Annotated in this window: 20 protein-coding genes; 16 read left to right on the top strand and 4 right to left on the bottom strand. The window is 49.8% G+C overall.

Going from position 1 to position 21,457, the window contains the following annotated elements:
• The first annotated feature begins 9 nt into the window (after positions 1 to 9).
• The 5 genes from K7H08_RS00655 to K7H08_RS00635 all read left to right on the top strand — a co-directional run bounded on the left by K7H08_RS00655 (position 10) and on the right by K7H08_RS00635 (position 8,014).
• A complete protein-coding gene (locus tag K7H08_RS00655) occupies positions 10 to 858 on the top strand; it encodes a hypothetical protein (RefSeq protein ID WP_231656942.1) in 849 nt (282 codons plus the stop codon).
• A gap of 84 nt (positions 859 to 942) precedes the next feature.
• Complete coding sequence (gene tamA / locus K7H08_RS00650) at positions 943 to 2,796, top strand: autotransporter assembly complex protein TamA (RefSeq protein WP_198349713.1); 1,854 nt, start codon at positions 943 to 945, stop codon at positions 2,794 to 2,796.
• A 9-nt stretch (positions 2,797 to 2,805) separates the two neighbouring features.
• Positions 2,806 to 6,816: an autotransporter assembly complex protein TamB gene (gene tamB / locus K7H08_RS00645; RefSeq protein ID WP_231656941.1), complete on the top strand. Its 4,011-nt coding sequence runs from the start codon at positions 2,806 to 2,808 to the stop codon at positions 6,814 to 6,816.
• A gap of 9 nt (positions 6,817 to 6,825) precedes the next feature.
• Complete coding sequence (gene msrA / locus K7H08_RS00640; protein ID WP_231656940.1) at positions 6,826 to 7,446, top strand: peptide-methionine (S)-S-oxide reductase MsrA; 621 nt, start codon at positions 6,826 to 6,828, stop codon at positions 7,444 to 7,446.
• A gap of 70 nt (positions 7,447 to 7,516) precedes the next feature.
• On the top strand, positions 7,517 to 8,014 hold the full coding sequence (locus tag K7H08_RS00635) for a c-type cytochrome (RefSeq protein ID WP_231656939.1): 498 nt from the start codon (positions 7,517 to 7,519) through the stop codon (positions 8,012 to 8,014).
• Between the two features lie 39 nt (positions 8,015 to 8,053).
• Here the strand turns inward: K7H08_RS00635 and can are convergent, their stop codons facing one another.
• Positions 8,054 to 8,701 (bottom strand): carbonate dehydratase, encoded by a 648-nt coding sequence (gene can / locus K7H08_RS00630; protein WP_038484281.1) that lies wholly within the window; start codon positions 8,699 to 8,701, stop codon positions 8,054 to 8,056.
• 172 nt (positions 8,702 to 8,873) lie between these two features.
• Here can and gorA point away from each other — a divergent pair, with 172 nt between their 5' ends.
• From gorA to K7H08_RS00610, 4 genes are all read left to right on the top strand, one after another.
• The gene (gene gorA, locus K7H08_RS00625; RefSeq protein ID WP_231656938.1) at positions 8,874 to 10,256 is read left to right on the top strand and encodes a glutathione-disulfide reductase; all 1,383 of its coding nucleotides are present in this window, start codon (positions 8,874 to 8,876) and stop codon (positions 10,254 to 10,256) included.
• 236 nt (positions 10,257 to 10,492) lie between these two features.
• The gene (gene ectA / locus K7H08_RS00620) at positions 10,493 to 11,071 is read left to right on the top strand and encodes a diaminobutyrate acetyltransferase (RefSeq protein WP_030072977.1); all 579 of its coding nucleotides are present in this window, start codon (positions 10,493 to 10,495) and stop codon (positions 11,069 to 11,071) included.
• Between the two features lie 124 nt (positions 11,072 to 11,195).
• On the top strand, positions 11,196 to 12,464 hold the full coding sequence (gene ectB, locus K7H08_RS00615; protein ID WP_231656937.1) for a diaminobutyrate--2-oxoglutarate transaminase: 1,269 nt from the start codon (positions 11,196 to 11,198) through the stop codon (positions 12,462 to 12,464).
• An 84-nt stretch (positions 12,465 to 12,548) separates the two neighbouring features.
• Positions 12,549 to 12,947, top strand: a complete 399-nt coding sequence (locus K7H08_RS00610) for an ectoine synthase (protein ID WP_038484271.1) — start codon at positions 12,549 to 12,551, stop codon at positions 12,945 to 12,947.
• Between the two features lie 138 nt (positions 12,948 to 13,085).
• Here the strand turns inward: K7H08_RS00610 and K7H08_RS00605 are convergent, their stop codons facing one another.
• Positions 13,086 to 13,616, bottom strand: coding sequence for a DUF3833 domain-containing protein (locus K7H08_RS00605; protein WP_231656936.1), 531 nt, complete (start codon positions 13,614 to 13,616; stop codon positions 13,086 to 13,088).
• Positions 13,617 to 13,840: 224 nt separating this feature from the next.
• On the opposite strand from K7H08_RS00605, the gene K7H08_RS00600 reads away from it, so the two are divergent.
• The 6 genes from K7H08_RS00600 (at position 13,841) to yidD (ending at position 18,532) form a co-directional block, all read left to right on the top strand.
• On the top strand, positions 13,841 to 14,680 hold the full coding sequence (locus K7H08_RS00600; RefSeq protein WP_231656935.1) for an ATP-dependent zinc protease family protein: 840 nt from the start codon (positions 13,841 to 13,843) through the stop codon (positions 14,678 to 14,680).
• 38 nt (positions 14,681 to 14,718) lie between these two features.
• Entirely contained in the window at positions 14,719 to 16,242 is a 1,524-nt protein-coding gene (locus tag K7H08_RS00595) for an inactive transglutaminase family protein (RefSeq protein ID WP_231656934.1), read from the top strand.
• Positions 16,239 to 17,237: an alpha-L-glutamate ligase-like protein gene (locus K7H08_RS00590; RefSeq protein WP_198349719.1), complete on the top strand. Its 999-nt coding sequence runs from the start codon at positions 16,239 to 16,241 to the stop codon at positions 17,235 to 17,237. Before K7H08_RS00595 ends, K7H08_RS00590 begins: the two co-directional genes overlap by 4 nt.
• A 31-nt stretch (positions 17,238 to 17,268) precedes the next feature.
• Positions 17,269 to 17,718: a transcriptional repressor gene (locus tag K7H08_RS00585; protein WP_038484256.1), complete on the top strand. Its 450-nt coding sequence runs from the start codon at positions 17,269 to 17,271 to the stop codon at positions 17,716 to 17,718.
• A complete protein-coding gene (gene hisI, locus K7H08_RS00580) occupies positions 17,718 to 18,185 on the top strand; it encodes a phosphoribosyl-AMP cyclohydrolase (protein ID WP_095602936.1) in 468 nt (155 codons plus the stop codon). Before K7H08_RS00585 ends, hisI begins: the two co-directional genes overlap by 1 nt.
• A gap of 71 nt (positions 18,186 to 18,256) precedes the next feature.
• On the top strand, positions 18,257 to 18,532 hold the full coding sequence (gene yidD, locus K7H08_RS00575) for a membrane protein insertion efficiency factor YidD (RefSeq protein ID WP_231657223.1): 276 nt from the start codon (positions 18,257 to 18,259) through the stop codon (positions 18,530 to 18,532).
• 26 nt (positions 18,533 to 18,558) lie between these two features.
• On the opposite strand, the gene K7H08_RS00570 is transcribed toward yidD, so the two are convergent.
• Together K7H08_RS00570 and K7H08_RS00565 are read right to left on the bottom strand one after the other, a co-directional pair.
• On the bottom strand, positions 18,559 to 18,975 hold the full coding sequence (locus K7H08_RS00570; protein ID WP_038484250.1) for a SufE family protein: 417 nt from the start codon (positions 18,973 to 18,975) through the stop codon (positions 18,559 to 18,561).
• 38 nt (positions 18,976 to 19,013) lie between these two features.
• On the bottom strand, positions 19,014 to 20,201 hold the full coding sequence (locus K7H08_RS00565) for a tyrosine-type recombinase/integrase (RefSeq protein WP_231656933.1): 1,188 nt from the start codon (positions 20,199 to 20,201) through the stop codon (positions 19,014 to 19,016).
• A gap of 202 nt (positions 20,202 to 20,403) precedes the next feature.
• Between K7H08_RS00565 and K7H08_RS00560 the strand changes: the two genes are divergently transcribed.
• Positions 20,404 to 21,438 carry a DNA-binding protein gene (locus tag K7H08_RS00560; protein WP_231656932.1) on the top strand — a complete coding sequence of 345 codons (1,035 nt, stop codon included), beginning with the start codon at positions 20,404 to 20,406 and terminating at the stop codon, positions 21,436 to 21,438.
• The last annotated feature ends 19 nt before the right edge of the window (positions 21,439 to 21,457 follow it).

Here is a 21,457-nt window from a genome sequence, read left to right as displayed (position 1 = left end):
GGAAAAGTCATGCCCAACAGTACTGCATCTTCTCGCATTGTTCCCGATGTGGATCAAAGCTTGACCGCACAACACTTGCGTCATCGCAGGGGGCCCAAACTGTGGCCATTGTGGTTATTGATGATGCTTATTATCATTTCGCTGGGCGCCGCAGCAGGGGGCCTTTGGTATGAAAGAGAACGCTTATTAGAAGAGGTGCATCGCGTTAGTGGAGAAGTGTCTAATCTTCATGCAAGACTCGACTCAGGTGACACGGATACACAAGATGCGATAGCCTTTTTACAAGCACAGATGAGAACACTGTTCCAAGAGCAAGAGCAATTAGCCGTTGCGGTGACAAGCACACGTGAAGAGCTGTACGGGCTCTTGACGTCAAACGAAGAGCTCATTAATGGTGATGCCCTGAGCAGCATTGCTGACCGTATTAGTCTGTTGGAAGAACAAGCAGCGTTGCGTGACCAACAACTTGCCGCAATACGCACATCACTTGATTCACTTGAGCAAGCGGGCATGTCTGGGCGGCAAAATTTAGCAGAAGAAGTAACTTACCTCGAAGAAATGCTGTCACAACGCTTGTCTGCTACTGCAAGCCGGTTAGATGAGGTTGCTCAACTGGAAAATGAGAGCAGCGAATTGGCAACAAAGGTTACAACATGGCAAGAAGAGATCGATCAGCGCTTTACTGAGGTAAACTCTGCTCTCGAAACGCTAAGAAGTACTGATATCCCAGCTACTCAAGAAGCTTTAGAAGCGCTTGAGCAGCAGTGGGCACAACGGTTAAACACCTTAGAAAGTGATATCCGTCAGGTGCGGCAAGCCCAACTGGCATTCAGTGCCCAGATGGAGATGCTCCGCTAGAAATACACCGTTAAAGATTGCCGGTATCATAGGGCAATTAGTAATAAAGCCACCGAGTCGCTGATTTGGTTAGGGATGAATTGCATGGAAAGAAAACGGCGATGGCCTACCGTTAAAAAAGCGACTTGTGGGGTGGTTTTACCACTTCTTGTAACGTGGTCAGCACCTTTGTGGGCACTCAACGCTTCCATCAATGGTGTTAGCAGTGAAGTTGAGGCCAATATTAATGCTTATCTACAAAATATTAATGAAGAGCAATACACCGATGTCAGGTTAGAAGGTGAGATACGGAAACGTGCGCAAGAAGCCATGCGCGTTTTCGGCTACTACGAACCAGACATTACGGTTGAGGTTGGTAGCTCACCCATCACACTCCGTATCGAGCCCGGTTCGCCGGTCAAAATCGATGTGCTTTCTGTCAATATCGCCGGTGAAGCGAGCGATGATCCTCCGTTTCAGGAAGCACTCGATGCATTTCCCTTGAAGGAAGGCGATACATTGCGGCATGCCCCATGGGATCGCCTGCGCAACCAGTTTTCAGGCTTAGCACTGGAACGTGGTTATTTCGACTCGGAGTTTACCGATCGCCGAATGGAAATAAGACCCTACCTTGAAAGCGCTCGTCTCTATATGGATTTCAACAGCGGTCCACGCTATCAATTTGGCAATACGACTATTGCAGGCAGCCATATTGAGCCTGAGCGGTTACTTCAAATGCAGACCTTTACGTCGGGAGAGCCTTATCTAGCGGAATCGGTAGCCCTTTATAATCAACGTTTGGCTGAAACAGGATGGTTCAGCTCTGTGACGGTTCGACCACGTTTAGCGACAGCACGCGAACTGACCTTATCGCCACCAACGGGTGGCTCACCGTGGTGGGATGAAGCAACAGCATCACAGCCCCAACGCCCCAGACTTTCCAGCGTAGCGTTTGCCAGCGCACTTAGCATAACTAAACGAGACGATACCAGCTTGCCTATTGACGTAAGTGTAGAGCCTGCTGATCGCCATCAATTTGAAGTCGGGGTTGGCTTCGCAACTGACGTAGGGCCGCGTATGCGATTTGGCTGGAAACAGCCATGGATCAATCGTTTTGGTCATAGTTTAAATCATGATCTGTATGTTTCAGCACCCGACCAGCGTTTCACCGGTACCTACAATATTCCATTAGAAGACCCTCTACGTGACAGCTATCGCCTTCAATATGGTGTGCGTAACCTGGATGACGGTGATACCCAATCATTAGAGGGCACCGTAGAAATTGCTCGTCGATGGGAATTTGAAAACCGTTGGGTGCAAACACTTTACTTCCGCACCACCTACGAAGACTTCACCCAAGGGGGAGTGTCTGATGAAGTATTACTGTTTTATCCAGGCATTCAGTGGTCTCGTACGAGAACGCGCCCCCAGCGGTTTCCGCTTTGGGGAGATAGACAACAATTATCGATTGAGTACTCAGACACCCTATGGGGCTCAGACGCCCAATTCGCACGTGTAACAGGCGATACTGAATGGATTCGCACCATCGGCGATGACAACCGCTTTTCTGCAAGGCTAAGTATCGGTGCTATCGAAACAGATAATTTCGATAAGCTGCCACCCTCGTTGCGATTCTTTGCAGGCGGCGACCGAAGCGTTCGGGGTTACTCCTATGAAAGCCTATCGCCGCGAAATGAAGAAGGGCTTTTACGTGGCGGCCAGCAAATGCTGACCTCGACCCTCGAGTATCAGCGTCGAGTTTCTGGAGACTGGTGGGGAGCCACTTTTGTCGATACTGGAGATGCCTTCGATGACTGGGGGCCAGAAGAATTAAAAACGGGCGCAGGGGTTGGTGTACGTTGGATTTCCCCTGTGGGTCCTATCCGACTTGATGTAGCACACCCATTTGACGATGAAGACGATTGGCGGCTGCATTTTTCCATCGGTCCAGAATTTTAGGAGAGCATTTTGGCTAAGGTTGTAACAGCGGCATCCATTAAGCGTCAACCGCTCTCAGTTAAACATCGTGCCGGGTTGTTTTTGTGGAGTTTTGTACGGTTAGCCATTGTGCTACCACTCTGGCTATTTGGTTTGGTCGCTCTTCTATTAGGCATTGCGCTCTCTCCTTGGGGAACAGGACAACTATTTTCTCAAGGCGAGCAACGGGGGTTCTTTACGTATGAACACCAAGAAGGCGCACTGCTCGACCAGTTTGCATTGCGCGGTTTTCAACTATCGCTCGGTGAGACACGCGTCAACGTCGACAGCCTAGAGCTCGCTTGGGCTGAAGACTGTGTGCTATCAGGCAAGCTTTGCCTAGATCAATTTCATATAGAAGGTGCAGATATACGTTTGGGGGAAAGCGCTGAACCGGACCCTGAATCACCAGAATCAGAGGGGATGCCTAGCATCCAACTTCCTTTTCCTATTGAGCTACGCTCAGTTGAGTTCAATAACGTTCAACTGCAGCTAGCTGATGGAACTCGCATCGGTTGGGAATCGTTTTCAACCGCGATCACTGCACAACAGCATCTTGTCAGTATCGCGCCTACTACGCTCATGCAGCCAACCGTGTACTTACCTCCCTCGGCAGGCACTCAACTGACCGAAGGTATTCAGACGCCGTTACATGCATCTGGCATTGATGGTGCTGTTATGGCTACCCAACCCCTCATAGAAGAACCTGATCAAGCAGTAGAGGCCTTAACAGCACGGGAGCGAATTGAGCTACCTGAAATAATGCTTCCCATTGATATCGACTTAGCATCCCTCACCGTGACTGACGTCACTGTCAGCGGAGCCGTTGATTACCAAGTCGAACGATTAACCGTGGTTGCGAGTGCCGAAGGCAACCAAATAGCTCTCCGGTCATTAGAGTTGCTCACGCCAGATGCCGAGGCAAACTTAACAGCCAACACTACATTATCAGGCAGTTATCCGATAGATGCTCGATTAACGTCAACTTTGTTTTTACCCGAGATATTTCCCGAGCTAAGTGGGGAAGAGCTTGTTTTGGAGCTGTCAGGATCCCTAGATGAGCTTACAGCCAGTTTAGGGGCATCCGGTGTCGTTAATGCAACACTGGAGGCTCAAGTCGATGTACTAGCACCGACGCTACCCTTTGATATACGACTACAGAGTAACCGACTACAGTGGCCACTCACACAGCCCAGTAGTGATGAATCAACGGCAGAACCTTATGTTGCTGAAGATATAGACATCGTTGCTAGCGGCAATTTGGAAGCGTACCAGTCAACGCTTTCCTTAAACGCTCAAGGCCCGCAAGTGCCAGCCACCAACATTCGCCTCAGTGGCGACGGAGATCTTTCATCGTTCCGCTGGGCGCCACTAACCCTAACGATAGATGACAGTTCGCTTAGCAGTGAAGGGGAAGTTAACTGGGCTTCGTCACTTCGAGTTGATACCACCATCAGGCTGGATCAATTCGATCCTTCTCACTTTGTCGAACAGCTCAACGGCAATCTCAATGGCGATATTACCGCTAGTGTGAGTCAAACGGGCGACCTCTGGGAAGTCAGTCTGCCAGTCCTCGATATTAATGGGGAGCTCCAGGAGTACCCTCTGACGCTACAAGCCTCCCTAGAGGCTAACAGTGCGCTTGAAGTTGATATCCAAGAACTACTTTTCACTCAGGGAGACAACCGATTAACGGCCTCTGGCCAGGTTAGTGAACAAGCAATGTCGCTAGATACTGAGATTGCATTACGTCAATTACAGACGCTGCATCCAGACTTAGCGGGTACATTAACAGGTAATATTCTTGCCAGAGGTAGCATTAGCCAACCGAGAGTAGAGGCCGAAGTAACAGGTCGCGATTTGCGTTTTGCCGAGAACCGTATTGAAACGTTATCACTGACCAGTAATATCGAGGGTATCGACGATCCATCGCTAGACATTAACCTTGGATTGCAGCAAGTCAATGCAGGTGGGCAGGCATTTTCAAGTATTACCCTTGAGCTTAACGGCCGCCTATCTCAACATGCGCTCGCTGTTAGTGTCGACGGCCAGGCCGATAACATGCTAAGCCGTGCGCTTTTAACGCTAAATGGTCGTTTTGATCAGCAAGCGCAGCAGTATCAGGGCCAACTAACACCACTGGAAGTTGACTCCGAGTTTGGCAACCTACGTTTAGAAGCCCCTCTTGATATTCGTTACAACCTTACTAACGGCCAAGCTCAACTCTCACCTTTCTGTTTACGGCGCGAAGAAGGAGGGCTTGTTTGTTCAGAAGAACCGGTTACTGCATCAGCTGATCAAGGGCGCACAGTGCTAAGCATCAGAGAAGTGCCGATGGAAGCACTGGAGCCTTTATTGCCTAAAGAGTGGAGCTTTGAAGGCGACACGACGGCAGATCTTGTTGCAGCTTGGCGCCAAGGGGGAGCCCAGTGGCAAGCCGACGTTCAGGTATTAAGTGAGTTAGCGATTACTGCAGTCAATGATTACGGCCAGCCCGTACAGCTTCCTGTGATTAGTTTAAACACGCAGCTGGAAGCCAGCCAAGCTCAAGCTGATGCCGATATTGTACTGTCGCTTGAAGATGCTGGTGAGCTGACACTCGATCTCACCATTAGTGATCCACTTGGTCGTGGTGGTCTTAGTGGAGAGCTAAGTGCCCAAGAGCTTTCTTTAACGCCTTACCGCCCATTAGTGGTGGGTATGGATCGTTTAGAGGGCGACTTAAATGGTAGTATACAAATTACTGGAACAACCAGTCAGCCAGATTTACAGGGGCAGCTTGCACTTCGCAATCTAAGCGCTAATGGCCCAGATATTCCTCTTGATATTAAAAATGGCGAGCTAGTCGTTGCGTTTGACGGCGAGCAAGGGGACATAAATGGTTTTATTGCGGCTGAACGTGGCCGCTTAAATATTACCGGGGATGCGTTTTGGCCCGCAGGTGACGACTGGCGTATTGGTGTCGATGTAAACGCTACCCAGGAGCCACTATTAATCGTTTTACCACAGTTTGGGCGTTTAGAAGCAGCCCCTGATATCCGCATTCGCGTAACGCCGGATCGCTTGCAAGTGCGTGGCAATGTCGATCTACCTTGGGCGCGCTTAGAGATTGGCGATCTTCCTGCCTCGGCTGTTAGCCCAAGCTCTGACGAAGTCATTATCACCGAGCGTGACGACCGAAAAGCGGAACGGCTGGCTCAGCAACGAGCTGCCAATAACGATTCAAGCGCGGCTGACGAGCTCTCACAATCAGGCATGGACCTTGATGTGCTCATCACACTAACCTTGGGTCGTGATATGCAAATATCAGCATATGGGCTTAATTCTGGCTTGGGTGGCACATTAGAAATTCGTCAAAACCGTGGTGCACTACAGCTGTTTGGTGATGTCAATTTAGTCGATGGCCGCTTTCAAGCCTTTGGTCAAGATCTCCTGATTCGCCGTGGACAGCTAATATTCAGTGGTCCTCCGGGGCTTCCAATCCTCGATTTCGAAGCCATTCGAAATCCAGACATCACAGAAGATGAGGTTATTGCCGGCCTTCGCGTCAGAGGCAATGCCGAAGAACCTAACGTACTTATTTTTTCAGAACCAGGAATGAGTGAAACCCGTGCACTGTCATATTTATTGAGAGGGCGGGCGCCAGATGCTGCTGCTGGTGGTGGAATTGGCAGCGAGCTAACTACCGCCTTGATTGGAATGTCTCTTGGACGGACAGGCCAAGCCGTTGGTTCAATTGGAGAAGCCTTTGGTATTAGCGATTTAACCTTGGATACCACTGGGGCAGGTGACAACAGTCAAGTAGCGCTGACTGGGCAGCTAACCGATGACATCCGTATTAGCTACGGTGTTGGCATTTTCTCGCCCATTGCAGAACTGACGTTACGCTACACACTTTGGCGTAATCTATACGTGCAGGCAGTATCGGGCGCCAATCAAGCCGTCGACTTAATTTATACCTTCACCCGGCCCGGTGACCCTACGATTTATCCACGGCAATAAGAGGGCGTTATGACGCTATTTTCTAAAGCAAATTCAACACCACTTGGCCGCGTGACGCCTATTGAAACGAGTAGCGTACATACCGTTACTGGCCACTCACTTCACCCTCCTTTTCCAGAAGGGTATGAAGAAATTGTGTTAGGTATGGGGTGTTTTTGGGGCGTTGAGCGCCTGTTTTGGCAAGTACCGGGGGTTTACGTCACTGCCGCAGGTTATGCTGGGGGAGAAACACAAAACCCAACTTATCAAGAAACGTGTACGGGACAAACAGGCCATACCGAAGTGGTTAGAGTGGTATACGACCCCAGTGCCACATCCTTAGATACGCTGTTGCAAATTTTTTGGGAACAGCACGACCCTACACAAGGAAACCGTCAAGGCAACGATGTAGGTAGCCAGTACCGTTCTGCTATTTTCACAACAACGGATGCGCAGTTGATTGCGGCAGAAAAGAGTGCCGATACCTACCAAAAGGCTCTCGATAAGGCTGGCCGTGGTGCTATTACTACCGAGATCAAGCCGCTGAATACCTTTTATTACGCAGAGGCTTATCATCAGCAATACCTGAACAAGAACCCCGGTGGTTACTGTGGGCTCAAAGGTACCGGTGTGACTTGTCCCATCGGTTAGTCGTGGTGAGGGCCAAATCATTCATCATAAGGTCAGTAAAATGCCACACACTTTAAAACGTTCATGGCTCATGCCTTCGGTTTGGGCTCTGACTATCTCTAGTGTAATTGCTACACCGGTCATGGCTGAGGAAGTCACTGAAGACACCGTTCCAGCGATGCCTCAAACGGTTGAAGAAAGCCCGTTTGCCAGTGAACGAGAAGCAGTCATATGGCGTCAGGATGAATTGAAAGAGCTAGAAAGTCTTCTGCGTCAGCTGCGTTTTGACTTGGTGAATAACCAGGATGCCCGCGGAGCCGCTCCACGGTTAGCAACGCTTCAGGAACAAGCTACTCAAGCTCATTTTTTGCCCGCGTTTATTGTCGGCACCCATGGACGTGGGTCTGACGCTCGCCCAGAAATATGGGAGGAATGGGAAGACTTCGCAGCGGGATTTACAGATCTTGAACAAAAGGTGGCAGTGCTGATTGATGCTGCCGAGCAAGAGGATTATCGCGCGGCTACGCGAGCATTTTCTGATGTTGGCTTAAGCTGTAAAAGCTGTCATCGCGCCTACCGCTATAACTAACTGGGATCGATGTCATTAGAGCGATAGGCACAGATAGTGTCAGTCGCTTTGTTGAAGGCGGTCGATACGATAAAGGGTCTCAACCTGCTCCAGGCCGGTTATGGTGCAATTTAGATCTTTTACACGGCCGTCGCTCAACCCATAGACCCAACCATGCACTGAAATATCCTGGCCTCTCTGCCAGGCACGTTGCAGAATTTTAGTTCGGCACAAGCTATTAACTTGAGCCTTTACGTTCAATTCACACATGCGGTCAATTTGCTCTTCCAATGGCAAGTGTTCAAGCGTATCACGGTGGCGGTTATACTGTTCGCGCACCGAATGCAGCCAGTAATCGACGACTCCGCATTCACCGCCGGTTACTGCCGCCTTAATGCCACCACAACCGTAGTGCCCCACAATCATGATATGACTGACCTTGAGTACATCCACCGCAAACTGCACAACTGATAGTGCGTTCATATCGGTATGGTGGAGAAGGTTAGCGACATTACGATGGACAAAGACTTCGCCTGGCGGAAGGGCAATAATCTGGTTAGCGGGCACACGACTGTCAGAACAACCAATCCAGAGGTAATCAGGGTTTTGCTGATTGGAAAGGCGTTTAAAGTAGTCAGGATCTTCCTCACACATACGCTCTGCCCAGGCGCGATTATTATCAAGCAGTGTTTCAATAGCGTTAGACATTGGATCTCCGTCACAGGTTAGGAGCTGTTAGGTTCAAGATAGAGCAAACTAGGATACAGAGAGAGGGGTTTTAACCTTCTCGGAATCTAAGGTCAATCTTTGTGCTTAGCGACCGTTGTCGGCAAGTGCATGACCGATAAGTACATGCAATGGTTCAGGATAGGAGTAGCACATGGCAGATAACGCGGAATATGAATACGATTTACTGGTAATTGGAGCAGGGTCAGGGGGGGTTCGCGCCGCACGAATGGCGGCGGCAACCGGTGCCAGAGTTGCTATAGCAGAAGATCGTTACTTGGGCGGTACCTGTGTCAATGTCGGCTGCGTGCCTAAAAAACTGTACTCCTATGCGGCCCACTTTCACGACAGCTTCGATGATGCCGCGGGCTTTGGGTGGCAGTTGCCTGGGCCTGCTGTCTTTGATTGGTCAGTGCTACGCGACAATAAAACCAGTGAAATAAAACGCCTAAATGGCATTTATCAGCGGATGTTGGAGGGCGCGGGGGTCGTATTGCTTCACGCTAGAGCAACCGTGACAGATGCACACACCGTTTTATTGACCTCTGAAGAGGGTGTTACCCAAGTAACAGCACAAAAGATACTGCTGGCTACAGGTGGCTGGCCATGGGTACCTGATTTTCCTGGCAGTGAATATACAGTCACTTCAAATCAAATATTTGACCTTGACGCTTTTCCAGAGCGGTTTCTCGTTTTGGGGGGCGGCTATATTGCAGTCGAGTTCGCGAGCATTTTTAACGGCCTCGGTAGTGAAACGCATTTGATTTATCGTGGAGAGCTGTTTCTAAAAGGGTTTGATGAAGAAGTTCGAGCTTTTACCCGCGATGAAATGAGCAAAAAAGGCGTCAATCTGCATTTCAATACCAATATTGAACGGATTGAACCCAATGCCTCTGCGTTTAACGTGTATTTAACTAACGGTGATGTTCAAGAGGTAGATGCCGTCTTAGCAGCGACAGGACGTAATGCCAATACGCAGGGGCTAGGGCTTGAAGCATTGGGCATTCATCTTGATAGCAAGGGAAAAATCCCAGTGAATGCGCGCTACGAAACGTCAGTCCCTTCGATTTTGGCGCTTGGCGATTTGACCCAGGGGCCTGAATTGACGCCCGTGGCATTGGCTGAGGCGATGCAGCTAGTCGATATCCACTTCAATGAAACACTGCCTAAACCGCTGGACTACACCACGATTCCTACGGCTGTTTTTTGTCATCCCAATATTGGGACGGTAGGGCTATCTGAAGAGGCTGCCAGAGAAAACATTGGCAAGATTCGCGTTTATAGCGCGGACTTTAAAGCAATGAAACACACATTGTCAGGTAGCCAAGAACGCACCTTAATGAAGCTAATCGTTGATGATGCGACAGATGTTGTCGTAGGGGCTCACATGGTAGGTGAAGAGGCCGGTGAATTAATACAAGGGATCGCCATTGCGGTCAGAGCTGGGCTTACAAAAGAAGATTTTGATCGTACCATCGGTATCCACCCCACAGGTGCGGAAGAGTTTGTGACAATGAGAACAGCTACTCGCAATTGATTACATAAAATTCACATTTTTAAGGCGAGCATTAGCTCGCCTTTTTTGTCTCGCAGCTATGTGAGGTTGATCTAAACTCTTCCAATACAGCGGTTCTTTCAGCTGTTTTTTTGCAGGTAGAGACGCTTTTGATAACCAAAATTTATGGAAAAGGACAGGATGAATAATATGATTTTTGAATTGCTCATAATCAGCTGTTATAATGGCGCTCAAATTCGCTACAGCGAAGCATAACCATGAGCACGCCAATAACACCTTTTACCCCTTCTGCAGATCTTGCCCGCCCGACAGTCGCTGATGCTGTGGTTGGGCATGCGTCTACTCCGTTATTTATTCGCAAGCCGAATGCAGATGATGGTTGGGGCGTATACGAGTTGATAAAAGCTTGTCCGCCGCTTGATGTTAATTCTGCTTATGCTTATCTACTGTTGGCAACTCAGTTTCGTGACACTTGTGCGGTTGCAACAAATGAAGAGGGCGAGATAGTAGGGTTTGTATCTGGTTATGTGAAAGACAACGCGCCGGACACCTACTTTCTATGGCAGGTTGCCGTCGGTGAAAAAGCACGTGGCACAGGCTTGGCACGCCGCTTAGTCGAAGCCATTATGTCGCGTCCAGAACTTGATAATGTGCATCATCTGGAAACGACGATCACTCCAGACAATCAGGCCTCTTGGGGCTTATTTCGCCGCCTAGCGGCACGTTGGCAAGCCCCTTTAAATAGCCGTGAATATTTCTCTACCGAACAACTCGGTGGAGAGCATGATCCTGAAAACCTAGTTCGCATAGGTCCATTTCAAACAGACAGTATGTAACGGAACGGACCAGCTATTGCCCAGTACGCGGCTCTCCATAGCTGGTTACGTTTTTAAATTTGTTACCACTGCTTCCGCCAGTTTGCCCTACGCTTGGCTCAATGATTTAAAAAGGAGGTCGTTAATGCAGACCCAGACGCTTGAACGCATGGAATCTAACGTACGTACTTATTCGCGCTCATTCCCCGTTGTGTTTACGAAAGCCCAGAATGCTCGTTTAACAGACGAGAATGGTCGTGAGTACATTGATTTCCTGGCCGGTGCCGGGACTCTCAATTACGGTCACAATAACCCACATCTCAAACAAGCGATGATCGACTACCTGTCAACAGATGGCATTGTTCATGGCCTGGATATGTGGACCGCTGCAAAGCGTGATTACCTAGAAACCCTTGAAGAGGTTATCTTCAAACCTCGTGGCTTAGACTACAAGGTACACTTGCCTGGTCCGACAGGAACTAACGCAGTAGAAGCGGCCATCCGTTTGGCCCGTGTTGCTAAAGGTCGCCATAACATTGTGACCTTCACCAACGGCTTCCACGGCGTCACTATGGGGGCATTGGCAACCACGGGTAACCGCAAATTCCGCGAGGCGACCGGTGGCATTCCTACACAAGGCGCAAGCTTTTTACCCTTCGATGGTTATATGGGAGAGCATACGGATACGCTGGATTACTTCGAGAAATTACTTAACGACAAATCTGGCGGCCTCGATATTCCGGCGGGTGTTATTGTCGAAACTGTGCAAGGCGAGGGCGGTATTAACGTGGCAGGCCTTGAATGGCTCAAGCGTTTAGAGAGCATCTGTCACGCCCATGATATTTTATTGATTATTGACGACATCCAAGCTGGCTGTGGCCGCACGGGTAAGTTCTTTAGCTTTGAACACGCGGGCATCACGCCTGATATCGTAACTAACTCAAAATCACTCTCTGGATTCGGGCTGCCCTTTGCCCATGTGTTGATGCGCCCAGAGCTTGATAAATGGAAGCCTGGACAGTACAACGGTACGTTCCGCGGCTTCAGTCTGGCAATGGTAACCGCTACGGCTGCGCTTAAAAAATATTGGTCAAATGATGTTTTTGAGCGTGATGTTCAGCGCAAAGCGCGTATTGTTGAAGAACGTTTCCAAAAGCTGGCGGCCTTACTCAGTGAGAACGGCATGCCTGCCACTGAACGTGGACGTGGCCTCATGCGTGGTATTGATGTTGTCTCTGGTGATATTGCCGATAAGATCACCAGTAAAGCATTTGAGCACGGCCTTATTATTGAGACCAGCGGCCAAGACGGCGAAGTAGTGAAATGCCTATGCCCGCTGACCATCAGTGATGAGGACTTGCTGGAAGCGCTGGATATTCTAGAAGCCTCAGTCAATGCTGTTATCCAAGCGTGATGTAGAGTTAGGCTAATTTTGCAGCATCGATTCAGCACTGGGCTGCTTCGGTTAATACCAAGTGCCTCATAACGGAGCAATTCTATGATCGTTCGTAATCTTGAAGAAGCACGTAAAACAGATCGTCTTGTCACTGCCGAAAATGGCAACTGGGACAGCACGCGTCTTGTTCTAGCCAATGATAATGCGGGTTTTTCATTTCATATTACCCGTATTTTCCCAGGTACTGAGACGCATATTCATTACAAAAACCACTATGAAGCTGTGTTTTGCTATGAAGGCGAAGGCGAAGTAGAAACCCTAGCCGATGGTAAAATCTGGCCGATCAAAGCAGGCGATATTTATCTGCTGGATCAGCACGACGAACATCTGTTACGCGGTAAAGAAAAAGGCATGACCGTCGCATGCGTCTTCACGCCAGCAATTACTGGTAATGAAGTACACCAGGAAGACGGCTCATACGCTGCACCTGCTAGTGAGTGATAAGGTCAACGTTAGCTTTCTAATTGGCTAATGACAAAACAAAACAGCCTGCTTTATTAAGCAGGCTGTTTTTAATGGAAGATTGGCATAGGTGATATGGAATTAGTTGCTAAGAAATTAGGTGTTAAGAAATCAGGCTCACGAATCGACTTGCTCGAAAACCAAGGTGATTTCTCCTAAGGTAAAGCCAAATTTCTTCATCGCGGTGCGGTTTATCAAACGCCCATCGGGCTGCAGATACATCCAATCATCCATTAAGAAACGGATAGTGCGACCGCTAACCTCGATATCAAGCGGGTAGCGCATATGGAAGACGTGACCATACTGACGCGCATCTACTTGGCCTTCAACATCATTCGCAGTGCCAACCCAGTGATGATCGTCTACTTGCTCAAACTCCCACACCCGTCGATCCGTCTCACCATCAGCAAACAAAAAAGCTTCATCAAGAGTCAGCTTGTTGCCGTCATAAGTTCCCGTGATATCGACTGTGAAACGGCGCTGTACTTCACCAGAGTAGTCTTGCACCATACCCCAAGCTTGGGTGTTGCCAGTGAAGTACTCAGCGATATCTAAGCGAGGAGTTGTGCTGGCATAATCTTCAACCTCGACATTGGCACAGCCAGCAAGCACAAATAGGGTAGTGGCAATTATGAGTTTGCGTATCATTAGAGTATTCCTACACGAAGGATGTTAATCGTATAGCTATTGTAGGAGAAATTGGTGCGTTACAGTAGCATTAACAGGCGTTTCTACATAATCTATAGGTTCGCATAATATATATTATGTTAAATTGGGTAGATAAAGGTTCCAAAACCAGCTGATCAAGTTGGACAATCCAGTGTCCTTCTCCTTATCATTCATGCTCTTCTTGTTTAAGGATATCTCACGTTATGCGCTCAGGTGTATTGTGTCTAATGGCTGGTTTGTCGCTTTCGTTTGCAGGCTGTGCTGTGACACCGCCAGAAACGAATGAGCCACCGCCATTAAGCGAAGCGTCTTTTAACACCCGCATCCTTGAACTTGAAACCTCTCTTGCCCAGCAGTGTGCATCCGCGTCTGCACTACTACACGAGCAGCAGCTTAACCAGCAGCAAGCGTTGACAGCTGATGTTCGCGAAGTCGGCAGTCTGTTGCGCTATTTGCGTCAAGATGTGGCTGGTATACAAGCTCGCGGTGAAGACCCCGTTATTGTTCGTGAAGAGTGCGATGTTGAGGCCGCTCAAGACAACAAAACGCTGCTAGGCCGCAGTGAATGGATTGGTTTACCCAGCGTTGGCACTTATTTGAAGGCGCGCGTTGATTCAGGAGCCAACACGTCATCACTATCAGCGTCTGAAATTACCCGCTTTGAACGTGATGGCGAAAATTGGGTGCGCTTTAAGTTGGCACTAAATGACGATGACGTGGTCGTAGATCGCGTGCGTGATGAATGGATCGAAGCGCCAATTGTACGTAGGGTGCGTATTGTTCAGGCATCTGGTGAAGAGTCTCGCCCAGTGATCTCACTGTTAATGACCCTGGGCCCAATCCGCGAAAACGTTGAGTTCACGCTTAATAATCGCACCCATCTGGACTACCCAGTGCTGTTAGGACGGCGATTCATGATGGATATTGCCACCATTGATGTTGCTCAAACCTATCTTTACGAACGCCCAGAATTCCCGGGTGGTGAACCCGCCGATCAAGCCGCTGAAGATGAAGCAGCAGATCAAGACGATACTGAAGAGTAACAGCTCTCCCCCGCCGTTTTTCGCTGAAAGGAATCATGATGTCACGGTTGCCATTTTATTTAATCGTTGGATTACTGCTGTTAGTTGGCATCGCCGCCAGTGTACATCGACATGTTCAGTTTGAAATCCCCTGGCTACCCGGTGAGCAGCGCCAAGTGTGGGAAATCGAAGCGGTTATCAATTTTAATGCCCAGGACGGCCCTGTGCAGGTTGATCTAGCGCTGCCTTCTCATCAGGCCGGATACCGGGTTTTGACGGAAAACACCGCGTCTTCCGGCTATGGGCTTGCCTATAAAGCAGATGAACTAGGTCGTCAGGCTGAGTGGACTATTCGCAATGCCGCCGGTAGCCAGCAGCTTTACTATTCAGTGCAGATGCTTGTTTCGCCAGATGCGCGCTCACCCGTGCAAACGCCACCAGAATTATCGACCGTTCCGCCCTGGGAAAGCCCGTACGATACTGCCGCTAGCCAATTAATTGATCGCGCTTGGGCGCGTAGCGCCAATAACGCCACCTTTGCGAGAGAATTGATTTTAGATATTAATGGCGAACGCCAAGGGGAAAATGCACGACTACTCTTAACCCAGGAACAGCCATCGCCGCTGATTGTGCGCTTGTTGAATCAAGCAGGTGTTCATGCAAGGGAAGTCAGCGGTCTATTGATGGAGGATGGTCGTCGTCGACAAACCCTCAGCAGTTGGATTCAAGTGTTCGATGAATCTGCTGAAACATGGACACTATTTAATCCCGCGACCGGCGAGCAAGGAAAGCCCGACAACCTTCTGCTCTGGGAAACTGGCGGTCGCGCTGTCCTAGAAGTTCAGGGCGGCACCAACTCACGGGTTACCTTTTCTATGTTGACGCATTATCAGCCTGCGTCTGCGGCGGTTCGCAATCATTATTCTGACGACACGCTACTGAACTTCTCTATCCATAGCCTTCCTTTGGAAGAGCAGGCACTTTTCCAAACGATTCTGCTGATTCCCATTGGTGCACTGGTAGTAGTGTTCTTGCGCGTGCTGGTTGGGGTGAAAACGTCGGGCACGTTTATGCCGGTGCTTATTGCATTAGCATTTATTCAAACTACCCTGCTAACGGGTTTAATTGGCTTCCTGCTGATTGTGGCCATGGGCTTGATCATTCGTAATTATCTTTCATATCTCAATCTATTGCTGGTAGCGAGGGTTTCGGCGGTCATCATCACTGTCATAGCAATCATCTCAATTTTCACTGTCATTGCTTATCGTATGGGCCTAAGTTCGGGGTTAACCGTCACATTTTTCCCAATGATCATTCTCGCGTGGACGATTGAGCGGATGTCGATTCTTTGGGAAGAGGAAGGGCCAAAGCAGGTATTGGTTCAAGGCGGAGGCAGCCTCTTAACCGCTGTATTAGCGTTCCTTGCCATGAACAACCCCTGGGTTCGCCACATTACTTTCAACTTCCTTGGCGTTCAGTTCATTCTGATGGCGCTCATCTTGTTGCTTGGTAATTACACGGGCTACCGTTTATTGGAGCTACGCCGTTTTAAGCCAATTACCGATGAAGAGAAATCCTCATGAGCTGGCTAAAGAACTGGACGTGGCCGACACGACTTAGAGACAAGGGAATTATCGGCATGAATCGGCGAAATATTCGCTACATTGGCCGCTATAATTCCCGACGCTTATATCCGCTTGTTGACGACAAGCTGAAAACCAAGCTTCTTGCGCAGCGTTACGGCATTACAACGCCAGAACTCATTGGTACGGTAACGACTCAGTTTGGTGTCAAGCATATCAGTGAGATGCTGAGCGGCCATTCAGGCTTTGTGATCAAGCCAGCCAAAGGCAGTGGCGGAAAAGGCATACTTGTTATTGAAAAGGTACAAGAGGGTATCTTTATCAAGCCAAGCGGTGTCAGTTTGTCGATTGAAGATATTGAGCGCCATGTTTCGAACATACTTTCTGGTCTCTATTCGCTAGGCGGCTCACCGGATGTCGCCGTCATCGAAACGTTGATCAATTTCGATGAAAGCCTGATGGCTTATACCTATGAAGGCGTACCGGACATTCGAGTCATCGTGTTTAAAGGGTATCCTGTCATGGCCATGATGCGGCTCTCTACCGCGGCATCAGATGGGAAAGCCAATCTTCATCAGGGGGCTGTGGGTGTTGGGTTGAACATTGCCACAGGCGCGGCCCTACGTGGAGTGCAGTTTGATCGTCCGTGCTTTAGCCACCCCGATACAGGTCACGACTTGGCAAGTCTGGTTGTCCCACAGTGGGATACTCTGCTCCACCTGGCAGCAGGCTGCTACGAGATGACCGGACTTGGCTATCTTGGCACCGATATGGTACTGGATAGAAAGCATGGCCCCATGCTGCTTGAGCTTAATGCGCGCCCCGGGCTTGCTATCCAAATGACCAACGGAGAAGGGCTTCGTCGCCGGCTTGACCTGATTGAACACCAGCCTGACGGTGTTCCCGTCGCTGAGCGGGTAGCGTTTGCACAGCACCACTTTGCCCGCCAAAGCGAACTAGTAGAAACGCCTGACACTTCTTCGGCGACGGCGTAGACTACGCATATACCGTTCAACGAGTGCCCTAATGACAGAAGCTAATACGCTATTACAACAAGCGGAATCCCAGTGTCATACCCGAGGCGTGAGATTTACTCCTATTCGCCGCCGAGTACTAGAACTGATTGCTGAGAATGGTGGCGGCCTAAAAGCGTATGACTTGTTAGACCAGCTATCCACTGAGCATGCCGCAGCAAGACCCCCCACGGTTTACCGTGCTCTCGACTTTCTTATCGAGCAAGGTCTCGTGCATCGTATAGAGTCACAAAACGCTTACGTTGCCTGCGCTTGTCCTGAGCATGCCCATGGGTTTCAGCTGTTGATTTGTCGCCATTGTGGCTATGTTGAAGAGCTTCACTTAGATGAAATAAGCGCTCAGCTGGCCGAATTAGCCAAACGACAAGGGTTTAACGTCGAGCGCCAAACGATAGAACTTCAAGGCTTGTGCCAAAATTGCCGATCTGCGAGTAATGAGTAATGTCACGTTTTGACCAATTAGCCCCGCGCGACCTATTCAAAGCCCTAGAGTCTGCCAGCCCTTCCGACACGTTGCCCGGGACGGAAGCACTTCTTGACGCAGTGCGCTTTAACGAACAAGGCTTGCTGCCTGCCATTGCCCAGCAGTTTGATTCAGGCGAAGTGTTAATGATGGCATGGATGAACCGCGAGGCACTCGAAGAAACGCTAGCAACGCAGCGTGCTTGCTACTATTCACGCTCGCGTAAAAAGCTCTGGCGCAAAGGTGAAACCTCGGGTCAACAACAGCAGCTGAAATCTGCGGCTCTCGACTGCGATGGTGACACACTATTACTTCAAGTCGATCAGACTGGACCCGCTTGCCACACCGGTCGACGCAGCTGTTTTTACTTATCGGTAAGTGAAGAGCATGCGGCGATTACCAGCGAGCCGCTTATCGACCCAGCGGCACTTTACGGCAAGAAATAGTGGTAAAAGAAATAGTGGTAAAGCCGCTATCCCAAGCAAAGCACTGGGCCTTGAAGGCACTCGCCATCGTCATGATTGGCTGTATCAAGGTCTATCAATACACCATTAGCCCCCTGCTGGGGCCGCGCTGCCGCTTCTGGCCAAGCTGCTCGTCCTATACCGTTGAAGCCATTCAAGTGCATGGCCCTTTCAAAGGCGGCTGGATGGCGATAAAGCGTATTATGCGATGCCACCCAGGCAGCGCCGGTGGTATCGATCCCGTGCCTGGTGGCAGAAGCGAGCAACTGTGTCGTGAAGACCCCGACTTAACAGCGTCGCCGCATTCAAAGTGCGACCATCATCAATGATAAAGCTTTCCAATGCGCGTTTACAATTAAGACTGTTTTGCCACCTGGTAAATACGCTCCAACATGGCATGCAAGCCATTACTGCGGGTAGGTGATAGGTGCTTATCCAAACCTAAATCTTTCAAAAAGTGAGGCTCGGTTTGGCTAATCTCATCAGGTGTGCGATCACTATAGATTCTTAGCAGCAACGCAATCAGTCCTGAAACGATGGCCGCATCCGACGTTGCCTTGAAGATAAGCTTGTCGCCCTGCCCTTCGTGACACATCCACACGTTAGATTGGCAGCCCTGAATCTTAAACTCTTCAGTTCGCTGCTCCTCCGGAAAGTCAGGCAGTTGCTTCCCCATATCGATAATGTATTGATAACGATCCATCCAGTTATCAAATATTTCAAACTCTTCGACCAGTTCTTGCTGGGCCAGCTCAGCGCCTGAAGTTGCCATGGCGTTTCCTTTGGGTTGGTGTCTCAATATCATGCCTATTATAACGGGTCAGAAGGCGTTTTTGGGGCTGTTTTCAAGCGATGACGCTGCTGCTCTTGGTGCCATTCATTATCTTCGGTGTGTAAGTAGCGACTCGTCGTATCCAGTTTAGAATGACGGGCACTCTCGGCTAAATGGCGCAGGCTTACCCCCGATTGCGCTTGATGTGTAATCGCCGTATGTCGCAGCCAGTGGGGTGTTGCACGACGCAGCGCGTTCACATAGGCAGGCTTGCCATTTTGCGCTTCTAACGCGTCAGCCGCATCGCTAAATACACCTTTAATCAGCCGGTAAAGTTGGTTATCGCTAATGCCACGACGTTTATCTAGCGCACGGATAAGAGGGTCGGGTTCGTGATAACAGGGCAGACCTGATAATCCAAGCGCTTCCCGCCATTCGAGCACGCACTCAAGCATGTCATCGGGCACCGGAATACGTGCAAGCTTACTCCCCTTACCGACCACCACCCACCACCATCGCCCCTCGCTTTCCTGGAAGTCACCCATCCGAGCGTTAGCCATTTCACTAATACGAGGCGCTAGTAGATAAGCGAAGCAGAATATAAATCGTCGTCGCGCTTGCTCATACGCTTCTCGCTCACTAGCGTGCCCGACTGGCGCATTCAGCCACTGCCAAAACCATGCCCAAAGATCTCGTTCTAGATAACGCTCAATGGTTTGAGCCTGGTTATTCAGCCGCCTAGCCTTGTCGCGCATTAGCACAAATGGATTATGGCGTACCCACCCAGCTTCCACTAGCCAGCTAAACAAGCCCTGCAGAATAATCAGACTTTGCCGCCGACTTGCAGGCGAGAGCCCACCACGAAAAGGTCGCCATTGCGCATGATAGCGAGGCTTACTTGCCCCCACCCACTGCTCAGCTGGCTGAGGATCTGCCAAAAAAGCCTCGTACTGGCGCAACATTTCACGATTCATATCGCATAACGACGTGTTATGGCTGGACAGCCAAAGCAGCAGGCGCTCCGCCTCTCGGCGGTAACTTTTCAATGTCTGAGGGCTGCCTTGGTACTCCCTAAGCCACGCAGCAACAGCCTCAACGTCGTTTTGAGCATCAATTAGCTGCGTTGGGGTGACGGGCACGGAAGACTTAGCCAGCAAGTCAGGCCAGCTGCCCTTTTCTAGGCCTTCACGTACGTGTTTTTGCTGTTTTTCGACCTCTCTGGGCATCGCCACATTCCCCATATCTACCGCGTTATTTTTCAATGGGTTAAGTGTGCTGCTATCGGCACTAAAATTCAAGATAATAGCAGTAATCTTGAATTTATAGCGATGAATGTAAATAATATTACGCTTTATGTATTACGTAATTATTGTAATTTTAACCAAACCCTACGAAAATAGCGCTACCAATCTGACAGGGATAAGCACCATGGCTCGCAGCGGGATTCAATACAGTGATGTTCAGCAAGCAATCGATACCCTGCTCGCTCGCGGCGACACCCCTAGCGTGCAACGCATTCGCGAAGTACTGGGAACTGGCAGCTTCACAACAATCAGTGAGCATTTCCGTAATTGGCGTATTGAACGAGAGCAAAATCGCGATGTTCCGCCACCTAAGGGCGTTCCAGAAGTCATCGTTAACGTCGCAACCGAGCTATGGCGCGAGGCGCAAGAGGTCGCCAATCAAGCGCTCATCCACTATCGCGAAGATGCTAAACGGCAAGTAGAGAGCGCCCAGCAGGAAGCCGCCGAAGCGGTTCAGCAGACAGCCAATGCGGAACAACGAGAAAGCGCCCTTGCAGAGCATTTGCGACATACAGAACAGCGCTTGGAGACACTTAATCGTGAGCTGGCCGCTAGCCAAGCGAGCGAGCATCAGTGGCAGCAACAGGCAGAGCAAGCCACCCAAGATGCTAAGCGATACCAGCAGTTGCTTACCCAGTCTGAGCATGACGTAGCTTCGCTGAAAGAGCGCTTCACTGAGGAGCTGCAACAACGCCAAGCCGCTTGGGAACAGCGCCTTGCTCAGGAAGAGCAGCGTAACGAAGCAGCAGAAGGAAAACTGATGGCGTTGCTAGACACGCTAAGACAAGAGCGCGCCCAAGAAGAAAAAGCACTACAAAAGCGCCTACTCCAGTTCGAGCAGCGCTCAGACAGCTTGGCGAAAGAGCTTCAGCTCAAAAAAGACACATTGCAGCACTACCAGTTAGACAACAGCAGCTTGCAACAACGAATTGACGAACTTGAGCGCAACAATATATCGCTAAAAGAGCTGCACTCCAGCCTGCAGAGCGAGCTCGATAAGGCCCACCAAGCACTAGAACAGCAGCACAAAACGGCGCTTCAGGACGAAAACTGGCAGCAACAGCTTTGGCAACGAATGGAAGCCCTTCAGGCGCAATTAGCAGCGCTGCCCGAGACACTCTCCTCGCAAGAAAAAGAAGATAATCCACCCAACGAATGATCTAGCACTTATAACCTAT

Origin of the sequence: Halomonas sp. IOP_6, from assembly GCF_021151565.1 — a bacterium.
GTDB lineage: Bacteria > Pseudomonadota > Gammaproteobacteria > Pseudomonadales > Halomonadaceae > Vreelandella > Vreelandella alkaliphila.
The sequence above is the reverse complement of the archived record's forward strand: the minus strand, read 5'-3'. Positions and strand labels throughout refer to the sequence as shown.

Excerpts from the sequence above, each read along its gene's own strand:
- K7H08_RS00655 (WP_231656942.1), top strand. The coding sequence starts at position 10 with ATGCCCAACAGTACTGCATCTTCTCGCATTGTTCCCGATGTGGATCAA.
- tamA (WP_198349713.1), top strand. The coding sequence starts at position 943 with ATGGAAAGAAAACGGCGATGGCCTACCGTTAAAAAAGCGACTTGTGGG.
- msrA (WP_231656940.1), top strand. The coding sequence starts at position 6,826 with ATGACGCTATTTTCTAAAGCAAATTCAACACCACTTGGCCGCGTGACG.
- K7H08_RS00635 (WP_231656939.1), top strand. The coding sequence starts at position 7,517 with ATGCCTTCGGTTTGGGCTCTGACTATCTCTAGTGTAATTGCTACACCG.
- can (WP_038484281.1), bottom strand. The coding sequence starts at position 8,701 with ATGTCTAACGCTATTGAAACACTGCTTGATAATAATCGCGCCTGGGCA.
- gorA (WP_231656938.1), top strand. The coding sequence starts at position 8,874 with ATGGCAGATAACGCGGAATATGAATACGATTTACTGGTAATTGGAGCA.
- ectA (WP_030072977.1), top strand. The coding sequence starts at position 10,493 with ATGAGCACGCCAATAACACCTTTTACCCCTTCTGCAGATCTTGCCCGC.
- ectB (WP_231656937.1), top strand. The coding sequence starts at position 11,196 with ATGCAGACCCAGACGCTTGAACGCATGGAATCTAACGTACGTACTTAT.
- K7H08_RS00610 (WP_038484271.1), top strand. The coding sequence starts at position 12,549 with ATGATCGTTCGTAATCTTGAAGAAGCACGTAAAACAGATCGTCTTGTC.
- K7H08_RS00605 (WP_231656936.1), bottom strand. The coding sequence starts at position 13,616 with ATGATACGCAAACTCATAATTGCCACTACCCTATTTGTGCTTGCTGGC.
- K7H08_RS00600 (WP_231656935.1), top strand. The coding sequence starts at position 13,841 with ATGCGCTCAGGTGTATTGTGTCTAATGGCTGGTTTGTCGCTTTCGTTT.
- K7H08_RS00595 (WP_231656934.1), top strand. The coding sequence starts at position 14,719 with ATGTCACGGTTGCCATTTTATTTAATCGTTGGATTACTGCTGTTAGTT.
- K7H08_RS00590 (WP_198349719.1), top strand. The coding sequence starts at position 16,239 with ATGAGCTGGCTAAAGAACTGGACGTGGCCGACACGACTTAGAGACAAG.
- K7H08_RS00585 (WP_038484256.1), top strand. The coding sequence starts at position 17,269 with ATGACAGAAGCTAATACGCTATTACAACAAGCGGAATCCCAGTGTCAT.
- hisI (WP_095602936.1), top strand. The coding sequence starts at position 17,718 with ATGTCACGTTTTGACCAATTAGCCCCGCGCGACCTATTCAAAGCCCTA.
- yidD (WP_231657223.1), top strand. The coding sequence starts at position 18,257 with ATGATTGGCTGTATCAAGGTCTATCAATACACCATTAGCCCCCTGCTG.
- K7H08_RS00570 (WP_038484250.1), bottom strand. The coding sequence starts at position 18,975 with ATGGCAACTTCAGGCGCTGAGCTGGCCCAGCAAGAACTGGTCGAAGAG.
- K7H08_RS00565 (WP_231656933.1), bottom strand. The coding sequence starts at position 20,201 with ATGCCCAGAGAGGTCGAAAAACAGCAAAAACACGTACGTGAAGGCCTA.
- K7H08_RS00560 (WP_231656932.1), top strand. The coding sequence starts at position 20,404 with ATGGCTCGCAGCGGGATTCAATACAGTGATGTTCAGCAAGCAATCGAT.